This is a genomic window from Nonomuraea sp. NPDC048881, from assembly GCF_040649795.1.
Classification (GTDB): domain Bacteria; phylum Actinomycetota; class Actinomycetes; order Streptosporangiales; family Streptosporangiaceae; genus Nonomuraea.
On the sequence record NZ_JBEZGC010000007.1, the window covers coordinates 259,888 to 274,879 of the forward strand.

13 protein-coding genes and 2 pseudogenes are annotated in these 14,992 nt (G+C 68.6%); 10 read left to right on the plus strand and 5 right to left on the minus strand.

Annotated features, from left to right (window positions below):
• Positions 1 to 157 precede the first annotated feature (157 nt).
• Together AB0C33_RS26120 and AB0C33_RS26125 are read left to right on the plus strand one after the other, a co-directional pair.
• Positions 158 to 1,144: a polysaccharide deacetylase family protein gene (locus AB0C33_RS26120; RefSeq protein ID WP_358292247.1), complete on the plus strand. Its 987-nt coding sequence runs from the start codon at positions 158 to 160 to the stop codon at positions 1,142 to 1,144.
• A gap of 72 nt (positions 1,145 to 1,216) precedes the next feature.
• Complete coding sequence (locus AB0C33_RS26125) at positions 1,217 to 1,792, plus strand: GNAT family N-acetyltransferase (protein WP_358292250.1); 576 nt, start codon at positions 1,217 to 1,219, stop codon at positions 1,790 to 1,792.
• Here AB0C33_RS26125 and AB0C33_RS26130 read toward each other — a convergent pair.
• Positions 1,715 to 2,161, minus strand: coding sequence for an Lrp/AsnC family transcriptional regulator (locus tag AB0C33_RS26130; protein WP_357979480.1), 447 nt, complete (start codon positions 2,159 to 2,161; stop codon positions 1,715 to 1,717). The genes AB0C33_RS26125 and AB0C33_RS26130 overlap by 78 nt on opposite strands.
• A 141-nt stretch (positions 2,162 to 2,302) precedes the next feature.
• Between AB0C33_RS26130 and AB0C33_RS26135 the strand changes: the two genes are divergently transcribed.
• Both AB0C33_RS26135 and AB0C33_RS26140 read left to right on the plus strand, forming a co-directional pair.
• Positions 2,303 to 5,737 (plus strand): indolepyruvate ferredoxin oxidoreductase family protein, encoded by a 3,435-nt coding sequence (locus tag AB0C33_RS26135; protein ID WP_358292777.1) that lies wholly within the window; start codon positions 2,303 to 2,305, stop codon positions 5,735 to 5,737.
• Entirely contained in the window at positions 5,734 to 6,867 is a 1,134-nt protein-coding gene (locus AB0C33_RS26140; protein WP_358292252.1) for an acyl-CoA dehydrogenase family protein, read from the plus strand. Before AB0C33_RS26135 ends, AB0C33_RS26140 begins: the two co-directional genes overlap by 4 nt.
• 168 nt (positions 6,868 to 7,035) lie before the next feature.
• Here the strand turns inward: AB0C33_RS26140 and AB0C33_RS26145 are convergent, their stop codons facing one another.
• Positions 7,036 to 7,227, minus strand: a complete 192-nt coding sequence (locus AB0C33_RS26145) for a tyrosine-type recombinase/integrase (protein WP_358292254.1) — start codon at positions 7,225 to 7,227, stop codon at positions 7,036 to 7,038.
• Positions 7,228 to 8,183: 956 nt separating this feature from the next.
• On the opposite strand from AB0C33_RS26145, the pseudogene AB0C33_RS26150 reads away from it, so the two are divergent.
• From AB0C33_RS26150 to AB0C33_RS26160, 3 genes and pseudogenes are all read left to right on the plus strand, one after another.
• Positions 8,184 to 8,947 (plus strand): annotated as a pseudogene (locus tag AB0C33_RS26150) (transposase family protein).
• 481 nt (positions 8,948 to 9,428) lie between these two features.
• Positions 9,429 to 9,503, plus strand: a pseudogene (locus tag AB0C33_RS26155) (hypothetical protein); the annotation flags it as partial.
• Positions 9,504 to 9,733: 230 nt separating this feature from the next.
• The gene (locus tag AB0C33_RS26160; RefSeq protein ID WP_358292257.1) at positions 9,734 to 10,231 is read left to right on the plus strand and encodes a hypothetical protein; all 498 of its coding nucleotides are present in this window, start codon (positions 9,734 to 9,736) and stop codon (positions 10,229 to 10,231) included.
• Here the strand turns inward: AB0C33_RS26160 and AB0C33_RS26165 are convergent.
• Both AB0C33_RS26165 and AB0C33_RS26170 read right to left on the minus strand, forming a co-directional pair.
• Complete coding sequence (locus AB0C33_RS26165) at positions 10,225 to 10,443, minus strand: hypothetical protein (RefSeq protein ID WP_358292260.1); 219 nt, start codon at positions 10,441 to 10,443, stop codon at positions 10,225 to 10,227. The two genes, AB0C33_RS26160 and AB0C33_RS26165, sit on opposite strands and share 7 nt — an antisense overlap.
• 494 nt (positions 10,444 to 10,937) lie before the next feature.
• Complete coding sequence (locus AB0C33_RS26170; protein ID WP_358292263.1) at positions 10,938 to 11,855, minus strand: hypothetical protein; 918 nt, start codon at positions 11,853 to 11,855, stop codon at positions 10,938 to 10,940.
• Between the two features lie 896 nt (positions 11,856 to 12,751).
• On the opposite strand from AB0C33_RS26170, the gene AB0C33_RS26175 reads away from it, so the two are divergent.
• Positions 12,752 to 13,009 (plus strand): hypothetical protein, encoded by a 258-nt coding sequence (locus AB0C33_RS26175; protein WP_358292266.1) that lies wholly within the window; start codon positions 12,752 to 12,754, stop codon positions 13,007 to 13,009.
• Here AB0C33_RS26175 and AB0C33_RS26180 read toward each other — a convergent pair.
• The gene (locus AB0C33_RS26180; RefSeq protein WP_358292269.1) at positions 12,969 to 13,598 is read right to left on the minus strand and encodes a GNAT family protein; all 630 of its coding nucleotides are present in this window, start codon (positions 13,596 to 13,598) and stop codon (positions 12,969 to 12,971) included. The genes AB0C33_RS26175 and AB0C33_RS26180 overlap by 41 nt on opposite strands.
• Before the next feature lie 132 nt (positions 13,599 to 13,730).
• On the opposite strand from AB0C33_RS26180, the gene AB0C33_RS26185 reads away from it, so the two are divergent.
• Positions 13,731 to 14,051: a hypothetical protein gene (locus AB0C33_RS26185; RefSeq protein WP_358292272.1), complete on the plus strand. Its 321-nt coding sequence runs from the start codon at positions 13,731 to 13,733 to the stop codon at positions 14,049 to 14,051.
• A gap of 301 nt (positions 14,052 to 14,352) precedes the next feature.
• Positions 14,353 to 14,883: a hypothetical protein gene (locus AB0C33_RS26190; protein ID WP_358292275.1), complete on the plus strand. Its 531-nt coding sequence runs from the start codon at positions 14,353 to 14,355 to the stop codon at positions 14,881 to 14,883.
• The last annotated feature ends 109 nt before the right edge of the window (positions 14,884 to 14,992 follow it).

Genomic DNA, 14,992 nt, shown 5'->3' on the forward strand with positions numbered 1-14,992 from the left:
CGCGCGCCGAAACTTTCTCTCCCGTTCGCCGCAGCTCGTCCTGGTGTTGTCCTCCAGGCGGTGGCGAAAGTTTCTGTGATGGATTGACATATTTCGGCATGGTCATCACACTCGCGATCGAGCTTCCCGTACCCGCCGCACGCCTTGGAGGCAGACCATGATCAGGAAGTTGCTCATCCTCGGCGCCGCGTGCACGTTCGCCGCGGGCCTCGCGCTGACCTGGGCCACCACCCCCTCGAACGCCGCCGACTGCGGTGGCGGCTACGTCGGCCTCACCTACGACGACGGCCCCGACCCCGCCACCACCTCCACCCTGCTCAACGCGCTGACCTCCAACGGCCTGCGGGCCACGATGTTCAACGTCGGCCAGAACGCGCAGAACAACCAGGCCCTGGTCCGCGCCCAGCAGAACGCGGGCATGTGGATCGGCAACCACAGCTGGACCCACCCGCACCTGACGCAGCTGAGCGCCGCCCAGATCCAGTCCGAGCTGCAACGCACCCAGCAGGCGATCCAGCAGGCCACCGGCGCCGCGCCGAGGCTGTTCCGGCCGCCGTACGGGGAGACCGGCGCCACCCTCCGGTCGGTCGAGCAGCAACTCGGCCTCACCGAGATCATCTGGGACGTCGACTCCCAGGACTGGAACGGCGCGAGCACCGCCCAGATCGTCCAGGCCGCCGGCCGGTTACAGAACGGCCAGGTCATCCTGATGCACGACAACTACGCGACGACCATCGCCGCGATCCCGCAGATCGCCGCGAACCTGCGTGCCCGCAACATGTGCGCGGGCATGATCTCGCCGGCGACCGGCCGGGCCGTCGCGCCCGACGGGAGCGGCCCGTCCGCGCCGCCCTCGTCCCCGCCGCCCGGCGGCGGCGCCTGCACGGCGACGGTCTCCGCGGGCCGGCAGTGGGCCGACCGCTTCAACCTGTCGGTCGCGGTCTCCGGCACGAACTCCTGGATCGCCACCGTCGCCGTGCGCAGCCCGCAGAAGATCATCGCCACCTGGAACGGCACCCCGACCTGGGACGGCACCGGCAACGTCATGACGATGCGGCCGAACGGCAACGGCAACACCTTCGGGTTCACCGTCCAGCACAACGGCGACCGGACCTGGCCCGCGGTCTCCTGCCGGGTGGGGTGAGGCCCGTCCCGGTATGGAATGCTCTCCGCCATGCTGATAAGGAACGGGACAATTGACGACATTTCCCCGATCGTGGCGTTGCATGTGGAGAGCTGGCGCACGGCCTACGCGGGCATCATGCCCGACGGTTTCCTGAACGGCCCCCTGGGCGACGACCGGCTCGCGCTCTGGCGGGAGCGGCTGGACCCGCCCGTCCGGGGGACGGGCCTGTTCGTCGGCCACGACGACGAGGGGAAGCTGCTCGGCTTCGCCTACCTGCTGCCGTCCCCGGACGGCCGGATCCTGCTCGACAACCTGCACGTGCGGCCGGGGAGCACGGGCTCGGGCGCCGGATCGCGCCTGCTGCGGCACGGACTGGCCTGGGCGGCGGACGAGCATCCCGGCCGGGAGGTCTACCTGGAGGTGCTCAGGGCGAACACCCGGGCCATCGGCTTCTACGAACGGCACGGCGCACGCCGCACCGACGAGCGGATGTGCCGTTTCCAGCAGGGGTTCGAGCTGCCCGAGCTGGAGTACGCCTGGGTGAACCGACCCTCCGGCGACGCGCGCCGCGAGCGGACGGCCGGGTCGTCAGGTGAGGGCGTCGCGCGTCCAGGAGCCCAGGACCAGCAGGGATTTGGTGCCGGTGACGTTGCCGGCCCGGCGTAGCCGGTCGATGACCTGCTGGAGGTGCCCGAGGTCGCGCACCCGTACGTGGATGAGGGCGTCGGGGTCGCCGGCGATGGTGAAGACGGCCTGCACCTCGGGCACGTCCGTCGCCGTGCGGACGATCTCGCCCACCGGCGTGGTCCCCGGGTACCGCAGCTCGGTGAACGCCTCGATGCCCCAGCCGAGCTTGGCGTAGTCGATCTGCACGGTGAACCCGGTGATCACCCCGATCTCCCTGAGCCGGTCGACCCGCCGCTTGACCGCCGCCACCGACAGCCCGACCTGCTCGGCCATCTCGGAGAAGGTGCGGCGGCCGTCCTCGCGCAGCAGCCGGAGCACCTGATGGTCGATGTCGTCGATGTCCGGCATGTGAGAATCCTCCTTGGTGACGCAAAGTTCTTCTGCGCCAGAATCGCCCAGCTCACATTATTTGCGTCTTCGTTGTGGTTTCACGTCTGATACTTGCGCACAGTAGCTCTCCGTTGCTGTGCTGGGAAACCCCACATACGCATTGCCCGCCAGGAGGTTCGCGTGAGCGTGAACAGCGCGACCGTGTCGCTCGACGACAAGTACGCCGCGCCGGACGGCCGGGTGCTGATCTCCGGCATCCAGGCCCTCGTCCGGCTGACCCTCGAACAGCGGCGCCTGGACCGGGACCGCGGCCTGAACACCAGGGCCTTCGTCTCCGGCTACCAGGGCTCCCCGCTGGGCGGCCTGGACCTGGAGATGGGCCGCGCGGCCCGCTTCCTGGACGAGGCCGGCGTCGTCTTCCAGCCCGGACTCAACGAGGAGCTGGCCGCGACGGCCGTGGCCGGCACGCAGCTTCTCGGCCAGGTCCCCGGCCGCAGCCACGACGGCGTCACCGCCTTCTGGTACGGCAAGAACCCCGGCCTCGACCGCGCCGCCGACGCCATCAGGCACGGCAACATGGCCGGCACCGCCGCGCTGGGCGGCGCGGTGGCCTGGATCGGCGACGACCCCGGCTGCAAGTCCTCCACCGTGCCCAGCTCGTGCGAGCCGATGTGCCAGAGCCTGTCGATGCCGCTGCTCGCGCCCGGCTCGGTCGCCGAGATCATCGAGTTCGGCCTGCACGCGGTCGCCCTGTCCCGCGCCACCGGCCTGTGGACGGGCCTGAAGATCGTCGCCGACATCGCCGACGCCTCGGCCACCGTCGAGCTGGGCGCGCCGTACGACATCCCCACCCCTGACCACGCCGACCGCGGCAAGTCACCGATCCTGGTCGGCCCCTCCGCCCTGGACGCCGAGTACGACCTGCTCACCCGCAGGCTGGAGCTGGCCCGCGACTACGGCCGCAGGCACGGGCTCAACCGCGTCATGCGCGACGCCCCCCGCGCCACGCTCGGCATCCTGGCCTCCGGCACCACGTACGCCGTGGTCCTGCGCGCCCTGGCCGACCTCGGCCTGGACGAGAGCGCCACCGAGGACCTCGGGCTGCGCCTGATCCGGCTGGGCATGCCCTTCCCGCTGGCCGAGGCCGACCTGGCCGCCATGACCTCCGACCTCGACCGGGTGCTGGTGGTCGAGGACAAGGTGCCGTTCCTGGAAGGGCAGCTCAAGCAGGCCCTCTACGGCGGCGAACGCGCCCCCGTCGTGTCGGGCCGGGACCTGCTGACCGCCCGCGGCACCCTCGGCGCCGAGGACGTCGCCAAGGCGCTGGCCACCTGCCTCGGCCCCGACCGGCTCCCGCGCGGGACGGTGCACCTGTCCCGCCCCGCGTCCGCCGCGCGCCGCCTGCTGCCGATGGTCGCCGCGCGCACGCCGTACTTCTGCTCGGGCTGCCCGCACAACTCCTCCACCCGCACGTCCGACGACACGCTGGTCGGCGTCGGCATCGGCTGCCACGCCATGATCGCCCTCGACGGGCACGGCCGCGGCACCCAGATCGGCATCACCCAGATGGGCGGCGAGGGCGCCCAGTGGATCGGGCTCGCGCCGTTCACCCGGGACCGGCACTTCGTGCAGAACCTCGGCGACGGCACCTTCCACCACTCCGGCTCCCTGGCCGTGCGGGCCGCGGTGGCGGCCGGGGTGACGATGACGTACAAACTGCTCTACAACGACGCCGTCGCCATGACCGGCGGCCAGCGCGCCGAAGGGCGGCTCGACGTGCCCGCGCTCACGCGCTCGCTGGCCGAGGAGGGCGTGCGCAGGATCGTCATCACCACGCCGGAGCCGGAGACGTACCGCGGGGTGCGGCTGGCACCGATCGCCTCCGTGCGGCACCGCGACGACCTCGCCGACGTCGAGCGCGAGCTGGCCGCCCTGGATGGCGTGACCGTCCTGCTGCACGACGACAAGTGCGCGGCCGAGGAGCGGCGGTTGCGCAAGCGCGGCAAGCTGCCCACCCCGACGGCGAAGGTCGTGGTCAACGAGCGCGTCTGCGAGGGCTGCGGCGACTGCGGCGACGTCTCGACGTGCCTGTCCGTCCAGCCCGTCGAGACCGAGTACGGCCGCAAGACGCGCATCCACCAGCCGTCGTGCAACTCCGACCTGAGCTGCCTCAAGGGCGACTGCCCGTCGTTCCTGCTGGTCGAGCCCGGCACCAGGGCGCCGCGCGAGCTGCCGCCGCTGCCCGTGCGGCTGCCGGAGCCGGTCGTCAGGCTCGACGGCGACGCCGAGACGCTGATCCGGATGCCCGGCATCGGCGGCACCGGCGTCGTCACGGTCTCGCAGATCCTGCAGATGGCCGCCCACCTCGACGGCCTGCACGCCGCCGGCATCGAGCAGACCGGCCTCGCGCAGAAGGGCGGCCCGGTCGTCAGCGACGTGCGCATCGCCAAGCGGCCGGTGGACGGCTCGGTGCGCGCCTCGCGCGGCACGGCCGACGTGCTGATCGGGTTCGACCTGCTCGGGGTCGCCGCCGACGCCAACCTCGCCGTCGCCGCGCCCGGCCGGACGGTCGCCGTGGTGAACACCTCCATCGTGCCCACCGCCGCCATGGTCACCGGACGGGCGACCGTGCCCGGCTCCTCGGCCGACGCGGTGGTCAGGCTGGAGTCCGCCACGGAGGGCGCGGACAACCTGTACCTCGACGCCCACGAGCTGTCCGAGGCGCTGTTCGGCGACCACATGCCGGCCAACATGCTGCTGGTCGGCGCGGCGTACCAGCACGGCTGCCTGCCCGTCTCGGCCGCTTCGATCGAGGCGGCGATCAGGCTCAACAAGGCCGCCGTCGAGAAGAACCTCGCGGCCTTCCGCTGGGGCCGGGCCGCCGTCGCCGACCGTGAGGCGGTACGCCGGGCCGCGCTCGCCGAGCCCGCCGAGCGGCCCGCGCCCGGCCTGGAGGAGACGCTGGCCCTGCGGGTGGCGGACCTGACCGGCTACCAGAACCAGACCTACGCCCGTACGTACGAGACCGACGTCAGGCGCGTGGTCGCCGAGGCGGCCAGGCGCGCGGGGGAGGAGGCCGGCGCGCGCGTCGGGCTCGCCTACGCCCGCTCCCTGCACAAGCTCATGGCCTACAAGGACGAGTACGAGGTCGCCCGGCTGCACCTCGACCCCGAGGAGCAGGCCAGGCGCGAGCGCGAGTACGGCGCCGACGCGGTCGTGTCCGTGCTGCTGCACCCGCCGCTGCTGCGCGCGATGGGCATGAAGCGCAAGATCCGGCTGCGCCGCTCCGCGCCGGTGCTGTTCCGCGGCCTGCGGGCCGCACGCGTGCTGCGCGGGACCGCCCTCGACGTGTTCGGCCAGGCCGAGGTCCGCCGGGTCGAAAGGGAACTGATCACCGAATATCGTGATCTCATGCGTGCCGCCCTCGCCCGGCTGACCCCCGGCACGATCGACGCCGTCGCCGAGATCGCCGGCCTTCCCGAGTCGATCCGCGGGTACGAGGACATCAAGCTCGCCCGCGTCGCCGAGTTCCGTGAGCGGGCCGCGGCCGCCCTGGCCCGCCTCGCCGAAGCCGCACCCAAGGAGTCGTCGTGACCGTTGACCGCCTGCTCCCCGACCAGGACGCCAAAGACCTGATCGAGCTGACCCGCGACATCGCCGACAAGGAGCTCGCGCGCCGGGTCGACGAGCACGAGCGCGCGGAGACGTACCCGGAGGGGCTGTTCGCCACCCTCGGCGCGGCCGGACTGCTCGGGCTGCCCTACCCCGAGGAGTTCGGCGGGGGCGGGCAGCCGTACGAGGTGTACCTCCAGGTGATCGAGGAGCTGGCGGCCCGCTGGGCGGCGGTCGCGGTGGCGACGAGCGTGCACACGCTGGCCTGCTTCCCCGTGGCCGCGTACGGCACCCCCGAGCAGCGCGAACGCTGGCTGCCCGACATGCTGGCCGGACGGATCGTCGGCGGCTACAGCCTGTCGGAGCCGCAGGCGGGCTCGGACGCGGGCGCGCTCACCTGCCGGGCCGAGCGCACCGAGAGCGGCGACTACCGCATCACCGGCAACAAGGCCTGGATCACCCATGGCGGCATCGCCGACTTCTACGCCCTGTTCGCCCGCACCGGCGAGCGCATCTCCTGCTTCCTCGCGCCCGGCGCGGCCGAAGGGCTGACGTTCGGCCGCCCCGAGGAGAAGATGGGCCTGCACGCCGTGCCGACCACCAGCGCCCACTGGGACGGCGCCGTCATCGACGGCGACCGGCTGATCGGCGAGGAGGGCCAGGGCCTGCAGATCGCCTTCAGCGCCCTCGACTCCGGCCGGCTCGGCATCGCGGCCTGCGCCGTCGGCCTGGCCCAGGCGGCCCTAGACGAGGCCGTCGCCTACGCCAAGGAGCGGCAGACCTTCGGCAAGCGCATCATCGACCACCAGGGCCTCGGCTTCCTGCTGGCCGACATGGCGGCGGGGGTGGACAGCGCGCGGGCGACGTACCTGGACGCCGCCCGCCGCCGCGACGCCGGCCTCGACTACAGCCGGCAGGCCAGCGTGGCCAAACTGGTCGCCACGGACACCGCGATGAAGGTCACGACGGACGCGGTCCAGGTGTTCGGCGGCTACGGCTACACCAGGGAGTTCCGGGTGGAGCGCTACATGCGCGAAGCCAAAATCATGCAAATCTTCGAGGGGACGAACCAGATCCAGCGCCTCGTCATCAGCCGGCACTTGGCCAAGTAGAGCCTGACATGCGGAAACCCCGCTTCCCTGTGGTGGGAGGCGGGGTTCTTTGTGTGGGGGTCGGGCGTCTAGATGATCACTGTTCCGTGCCTGTTCCGTGAGAGATCTCGCGTGGACGGAACAGGCGGTCGTCGATGGCCTTGCGGGCTCGGTCGTGGGAGCCGGGCATCAGGTGGGCATAGACGCGGAGGGTGTGAATCCGGGGTCGGCGTGGCCGAGGTATTCGGCGAGGTCCCTGACCGAGACGCCGCCCGCAAGCATGACGCTCGCGTAGTAGTGGCGGAGCTGGTGCAGGCCCTCCTTGCGGGAGGTGGTGTAGCGCCTGCGCTGACGGGAGTCCTTGCCTGGGGGTGGGATCACTCCCGCTTGGACGAGTGCGGGCTTCCATACGATCTCGCTGTAGGTCCGGGACCTGACGTGGCGGTCGTCCGTCCAGCGGAAGAGCAGGTTGTGGGTACGCGGCTTGCCGTCCAGCTTCTCCCAGGGCAGGGAGCAGACCAGGGAGCGGTAGACCGAGACGTGTCGCCTGACCGCCGCGGCCGCCCAGTCGGGCAGTGGCGCCGTTACCAGTTATCTGTTGTCTGGATTGACGTTCTGGGTACCAACCAGGACGGTCTCAGCCACATCCGCCGCAGCGGCGATCGGACTGAATAGCGCAACGATTGACACAAGAGAAGTGATGACCAAAAGAGCGATTCTTTTCATTTGTGAGTTGAAATCCTTTCTGGAGTGACTCTGCTCGACATTCAGATAAATCCATGATTTACAGATCAACCCCCCGGTTTGATTAAATCTCCGGAGAGATCGAGGATAGTCGTCATCGGTCCAACGAGACAAGGCTTGTAAAGATCGTAGCGAATGTGATAAAAGAATCTTTCCAGACGTGCTCCAGTACTATTCGACAGCCTTCCTTACCCGGATATGCGGGAGCTCCTCGCCTGAGCGCCTCAGATCCGCGGCATCGTCGACCATCCTGGGCACGAGCAATTGCGAGGACGTTGCGGATCCTCGTCCCCCTCGCCCTGTCCACCGCCAGGCGCACGGACCCCTCTCGCCGAGTCCGCCCTCTCTTGCGGTTTGTTGAGTGACAAACTGAGCCTCGATCCACCGATCGAAATCTGGCAGGGAGATGATGAAATGAGGCGAGGTACCCTCTGAACTGGGAAGATTGGAGTTCTTCAAGCTTCAATGAGTGTTTTCCATCCTGAAGCCGCAGGTCGCGGGCGTGCTACACGACGGAGCCTGATCGACAAGTAGAAGAGCCCCTGGTAGAAGGGTTGTCGACCAAGATCAACCGTTAGACCAGAGGCTCCGAGTTGCTGTTCTACCGCGCCGCGCTGCCGTTGTCACCTCAGACCCTGTCCTACCTGTCCGGCATCCTGCGCCGGCACCGCAAGACGGTCCGCTCGCCCTGGCGCCGCCTCAACCCCGGCAACAAGCCCTGCTCGTCCTCGTCCACCTGCGCAAAGGCGAGACCCTGGCAGAGGCCGCCGCCGGCTTCGGCGTCGGCATCGCAACCGCCTGGCGCTACATCCGCGAGGCCATCACCCTGCTCGCCCGCCGCTCGCCCCGCCTGCAGCAGGTATTACGCGCCGCCAAGCGCGCCGGCTACCCCTACCTGGTCCTGGACGGCACCCTCATCCCCACCGACCGCGTGGCCGCCGACTGGCCCTACTACTCCGGCAAACACAAGAAGCACGGCATGAACATCCAAATCCTGGCCACCCCCGACGGCACCCCCTTGTGGACCTCCGGCTCCCTGCCTGGCTCCGTCCACGACCTCAAAGCCGCCCGGATCTGGGGCATCCTGCGCCGCCTCAAGGCCGCCGACCTGGTCACCCTCGCCGACAAGGGCTACGTCGGTGCTGGCGAGCACGTACGCGTGCCCTACAAGGGCCGCAACAAGCCCGCCTCCCAGAAGGCCGCCAACGCCGCCCACGCCAAGCTCCGCGCACCGGGCGAACGGGCCAATGCACAGCTGAAGACCTGGCGTATTCTGCGCAAACTCCGCTGCTGCCCACTTCTCGCAGGTCAGCTCGTCAAAGCGATCCTCGTCCTTCAGCTCCGCGAAGCGGGATGAAAAGCACTCACGGCACAGACTGACATGCGCCCACTGCTCCGGAGTCTCATTCCTACTCGCGGGATCTCCAGCTCGTCGTTCGGCACATCGACGTGGCAGCAGGTCTGCGATAGCTCGAAGCGACGAGAGGCCGAACCCTGCGGTTGAGGCGGTGGCGTTCGGCTGGCGAATCGTCAGACGGCGCTGGCGTTACTGCGTGGTGCTATACAGCACCCGGATACAGCAACGCCGCCTCACCCCGATGCCACCAGTCTCCAACTGCCGCTTGAGCAGGGAGAGGAAGCCTCTATGTCGTGACTGGCTCCCGCTTGCAAGCACGAGCTCACCAAGCATCTGTGCAGACCGCCTCGGTGCCCTCCTTTGTTCCGCCGCTGTTCCATGGGAGCACCGGAACCAGCGAGAAGTGATGCGAGACGTCCGCAGACGTAGGCGCTGCTCAGCAGCGTGATCGAACTGGTTCCGCAGGTGATCGCATAGAGGGTCGGAGATCATGCAGATCTTCGAGGGCACCAACCAGATCCAGCGCCTGGTCATCGCCCGCCAACTGGCGAAGTAGCCCCTGACGTCCGAGAACCCCGCTTCCCTGTGATGGGACACCGTTGGCGAAGTAGGCCAAACAGAAACAGCCCCCTGGTCACGTTTGTGATCACGGGGCGTTTCCTGTGTCAGGAAGTGCACGCCGGGCAAGCAAGGGCATGTCAGAGAGTGTCTTGGATCCCTGAGTCCCTCCCCCGAGCAGGGCGGTGACTTCACGCGAGGGGGAACGGGTACGCGATCATGTGATCCATGTCGATCCCCCGGGACCCGCCCGCCCCCGCACCACCGCAGAAGTCCAGACATTCGCGAGTGGCTCGCCGAAGCGGCTGCCTGGCCTTGCTATTAGTGCCGCTCCTGCTGCTCGCGGCGATCGTCATGGCGCCGGTGTGGATCAATGACCACCGGCTGGCGCGCATGGTGGACCGCATCCAGGAGTATCCGCTGCCATCCGGAACAGACTTCGGGTACTTCGACCCGCAAGTAGAGGTGAGCGGCGACTCCGGCGACTGCTGGTACACCATCCGCTTCGAGCTCTCCACCGAACGGCCCGTCCAAGAAGTGCTGAACCACTACCGCCAGGCAAAGATCGAAGACCCCGACGGAGACCTCGGCGACTACGAGGTGGTGGCCTTCACGCTGTTCGACGAGCCCGGCACCCCCGTGGATGACACCTCCGCCACAAACTCAGTGATCATCAACCTGGACGGCATGTACGACGACACCTGGACGGACATGCGCTGCTACTGACACGGCGACCGCCGCAGGCCAAAGCCCTTGACGCCTTGGGCGACAGTCCCCTCCACGCCTGCCTTGTGGGCGTAGCCCATGCGGCCATCGGGATGGAAAGGGACTCGTTGAGCACTTCGAGGGATCTCGTGCGAGTCGGCGAAGATCTCGGCAACCGACGCGGCCGGCAGCGTCCGGCGTTGCGCGATGAGCTCGTACTTGGCGAGCGTCATCGAGTCTCGGACGCGAAGAAGGCGGCCGCTTTTTCAAGAAGACCAGCTTCTCGGGCAGCTCGGCGTTCTCCCGCTCCAACTCCCGGATCCGCGCCCGCTCCGGCCCGGAGAGCGCCTGCCGTTCCTCCTGCGCGCTCGCGATCCGATGCCGGTTCACCTCGCTGCCCACGTCCGATCGCCCTCCAGCGTCCGGCGAGAACCGCCTGCGACGCCTCGTCACGTACCAACCTCTTCCAGACTTCTGTCGGCTTATGTAGCCGACTGTCCGGAATCTGCTGGGCACCCCGGACTACCTGCGGTAATCGCTGAGATCACCTCAATGCACGCTGATTGCGGGGAGCCTCACGTGCACGGTGTCTGATGCCGGTCGCCTACAGCAAGATGTCCGCCCCTCGTGCTGAGCCTCTGCCTCGGCCGCGATCTGGCGCCGGCTCCTTGCCGTTAGCCACCGAGAGAAGGATCGAGTCGCCGTTGTCGCGGCGCATCCGCCTTCCTCACCATGGCTCTTCCCCTCCCGGTTCCCAGCCGGACTCCCCAATGGGCAGGAAATCGTCCACCTGATCCAGAATCGGTCGGCCCGTTTCGCTGCGCACTTCGCATGCCCGCTGTACCAGGTTCTCGCCTACGGCCGGGACGATGTGCACGGCCACGCTTGCCTCCCGCGCGGCGAGTCCCGCGTCGACCAGGCGAAAGAGGGCGGTCAGCGCGGCGCGCGGGCAGTAGTGCCGCCTGGCGAGGGCCACCAGAGCACGCGTGGGGTCAGCCCACGCTGCTGCTGTGCCGGCACGCTCAGCCGGCGGGGTTCTGAGGTATCGCACGTGAGCGTAGCGGCGCGCGTACAAGGTATCTTCATCGAGCTCTTGCTCGACGAAGCCGTCGTAGCCCTCCGTCCAGCCTTCCCAGCGCCATTCGGGCACCGCCACGCTCCAGCTGCTGGGATTGTCGTCACTGTGGAATGCCAGGTAGCCGACGCGGTGCTTGTAGTGGCGGATCGGCCAGGTCATCTCGCATCTCAACATCGGCCTTGGCGGAAACAATCGCCAGCCGAGACGATTCTCGCTCCGGGGTACTTCCGCAAGCGGGTCGGAAATGATGTCAGAAACATCAAGGAAAAGGTCGATGTGGGTGGAGAGGAGTACGTCTTTCAGATTCCGGGGGTCACCGTCGGCCGCCGCCTTCTTCTGCCCGGGGTGGACGTTTACTGCCCTTGGCGCAGGGCCGGGCGGTCGCCGCTCATCCCGGGCATCTTCCCACAGCAGCTTCCATCGCCGTCGATACACGTCAATGACAGCTGCTTGACCCGGTTGGCCCGGGTGGGCGCGGGGATCCGCCCACTCCAGCAGGACTTCGATCAAAGCCCATGGGGCGGTGAAGTCTCTAGCCGGGTTGCCGTGATTGAACCAGTCGCTCACTGTACTGGTACTGAGTGAGGACAGTCCGAGGTTGACGCGCCGTCGGTTGGCCTCGGCGATGGCTTGTGCCCGGGTTCGTTCGGGTGTGAGTGCGCGAGCCTCCAGGCGTGCCAAGTCTTCCAGCAGCAGCAGCCGCCTGCCGGGACCAGGCGTGTGGTTACCGCTCAACGCCGGACGCCTGTGCTCCGGCCGGTCCGGTGCGTCCGGCCGGATTGGCAGCGGCAGCCTCTCTGACCTGTAGGTACGTCAATCCGATCCGGTTGATCCGGCAGTTGTTCTCTCCGTGATCCCGAGACGTATGGAATCGGCAAGGGAAGTCGCCCGAAGACGAGGCGGCCTGAATGGCTGGAGAGTGTCATGACCATTGCCGTGTATGTCATCGCGCCGCTCGCAGTTGTCATGGTGATGGCCGCCGTAACTATCGCTGTCGTTAGCATCGCACTACGGGGAACGCCCCCGCAGGAACGCGCGCGCATTCTGTATGCGGTAGCAGCTGTGATCCGCGCAGCTCGGTATCCCCGATCGGGTCGGGTCCACCGCGGACGTTGACGGGGCGAGCGAACGGGTCGTGCGCCTCGGCGTCACCGACGGTGGCTCTCAGAAGGAGTCCCGCACTCCAACGTCACTAAATGGGTGTTTGAGAAGCCAGTGGGGCTCGGCGTGGCGGTGTGGCGAGCAGCACTGACGCTGCCAGGGTGGCCCGATGCCCCCGGACCGTCACCCCTCGGATCTGAACGACGCGCAGCGGGAACTGATCGAGCCCTTAGTGCCCAAGCCGAACGCGGCGGACGCCCGGAGAGGCAGCCACGCCAGGAGATCGTCAACGCCATCCTGTACGTGGTCCGCTCGGGCTGCCCTGGCGGTACCTGCCAACTGACCTGCAACCCTGGAAGACCGTGTACTGGTACTTCCAACAGTGGGAAGCCGCCAGTGGCACCGAGGGACACTGCTGCGCGAGCTTGCGCATCAATGCCCGCCGCCAGGACGGTCGCCCCGATGAGCCGACGGCGGCCATCATCGACTCCCCCAGCGTCAAGGGCGCCGACACCGTCGGCCGTGACAGCCGCGGCTACGACACGGGCAAGAAGGTCAACGGCTGTAAGCGATTCATCATCACCGACAGTGGCTGTGGTTGGCGGGGGCTTCGAAGATGAGGCCGTGGCCGTCCTCTTCGTCCCAGTCTTCTCCGACCTTGACGAAGCCGAAGCCGGCGATCGTGGCCAGGGACGCCGCGTTGTCGGGGCTGATCGTCGCCCGTACGGTCTTGACCGCCGGTTCGGCCGCGGCCCGGTGCAGCAACTCGATCAGGATGGCTCGGCCGTACCCCTGGCGACGGAACTCTGGAGCGACCGCGTAGCCGATCTCCACCATGCCCGCCTCGTCGGGCGGTCCGTGAAAGCCCGCATGGCCGACGACGACGCCTTCGGGCCCGGTCACCGCCTGCCGCGCCATCCACGGTGCGTGGTCAGGGTCGGCGGCCATCCGGTCGATCCGGATCTGCCACAGCCATCGTGCTCTGTCTGTCACGAAGTAATCCGTCAGGGCGACCCCGGCCGCATCGCTGGCTGTGGTCAGATCTCCGTCGAGCAGAGCGGACATCGCGGTGCTCGACAACTCGACGAAGCGCACCTGCTTCGGACTGGTGGGGAATGACGTCTGGCGATCGGCTTCATCTGTCACCGTGCGATGGTCGCAAGGTGTTCGACAGACGTCCACGAGTTTTTGGCCGGTTTCGGTGCTCACCGTAGGAGCAGCAGGGCGCCGGGTGTTAGGCCCCTGGTTACTTACGTAACGGATAGTAGTTGATTAATCACTCTATGCTTAGGGTTGGGGTTGGGCGGCATCCGCCGCTCCCGTCCCGAAGGGAAATCGATCATGCGACGCATCCCGATCGCGCTGGCCGCTCTCGCCGCCGCCGGCGCCGTGGCGATGGCTCCGCTCGCCACAGCCCAGGCCGCCACCGCGGTTTCGCTCAACGCGCCGGTGGCGCGGGCGGGCGAGGTCATCACGTGCCAGGAGGTGGACGCGCAACTGCCGGACATCTTCGCCCGCGCCTGCGACACCGACCATTGGGGGCCTCTGTCTGATTTCGTCATCAATTCCAGAGACCGGGCCGTCTACCGCTGCGTCACCGGCTGGGCCGAAGGCAGCCTGTGGGTCCGTGGTCAAGGATGCCGGCGGCTCCAGACCTCCTGACCGGCCGACGGTTCAGACCGGCGGCTCAGACCGGTGGCCCGAACCGTCGTGGGCGCGTGGGGGAGTTCGTCCGGAAAGTCCGCGAAACGCCGGGACTGGTGACTGCATCGTGAGCGCCGCCGGTCCGGCGGCGGCCGGGAGCGGCCGGAGGGCCGCTCACCCGGCGGGCCGATCCGCCAGGCGGCGCCGAGCGTTCCCGCCGGTCCTCCGCCCGCGCCTTGCGGGGTGCCCCGGGCGGGCGCCCGGCAACCTGACGCAGAGCACCTCTCCGTGCCCGCATCGCCGTGACGGAAAGGACCGCATGCGGTTGCATTTCATCGGCACCGGATCGATCTTCACCGACCGGATGAGCGCGAGTGCGCTCATCGACGGCACGCTCCTGGTCGACACACCCAACGGCTCGGTCAAGGCGATGCGCCGTGGCGCGATCGACCTGACGGCCATCGACCTCTGCCTGATCACGCACCTCCACGCCGACCACTTCTTCGACATCATCTTCCTGCTCAGGGAGCAGGGGCTGCTGCGCGAACGCGACCGTGAACTCGTCCTGCTCGGCCCCGCCGGGCTGGAGGAACGAGTTCGGCCCCGCCGGCGGCCGATGGGAGGGCCCCGGCCGGGGGCGCGACTACCTGGTACGGGCCCCGCCGGTGCAGCACACCACACCGATCGCGCTGGGCTACGCCATTCATGGGCCTGGACGACGTCGGGGCCCTGGCCGGACGCTGGCGCGACCGCGCCTTCATCCCCACCCACCTCGGCGACGACGTCACCGGCTCCGACCGGCCCGACATCGTCTTCCCCGCCGACGGGCAGGCCTTCCCCCTCGACGTGAATGGCCTGACCGGCAGCCCGGACCAGACGCCGGAGCGCGCCGACATGGAGAGCGGCAAACGACGGCGTCCGCGACCACTTCATCGACGCCCTACCTGGCCAGGTTCGAC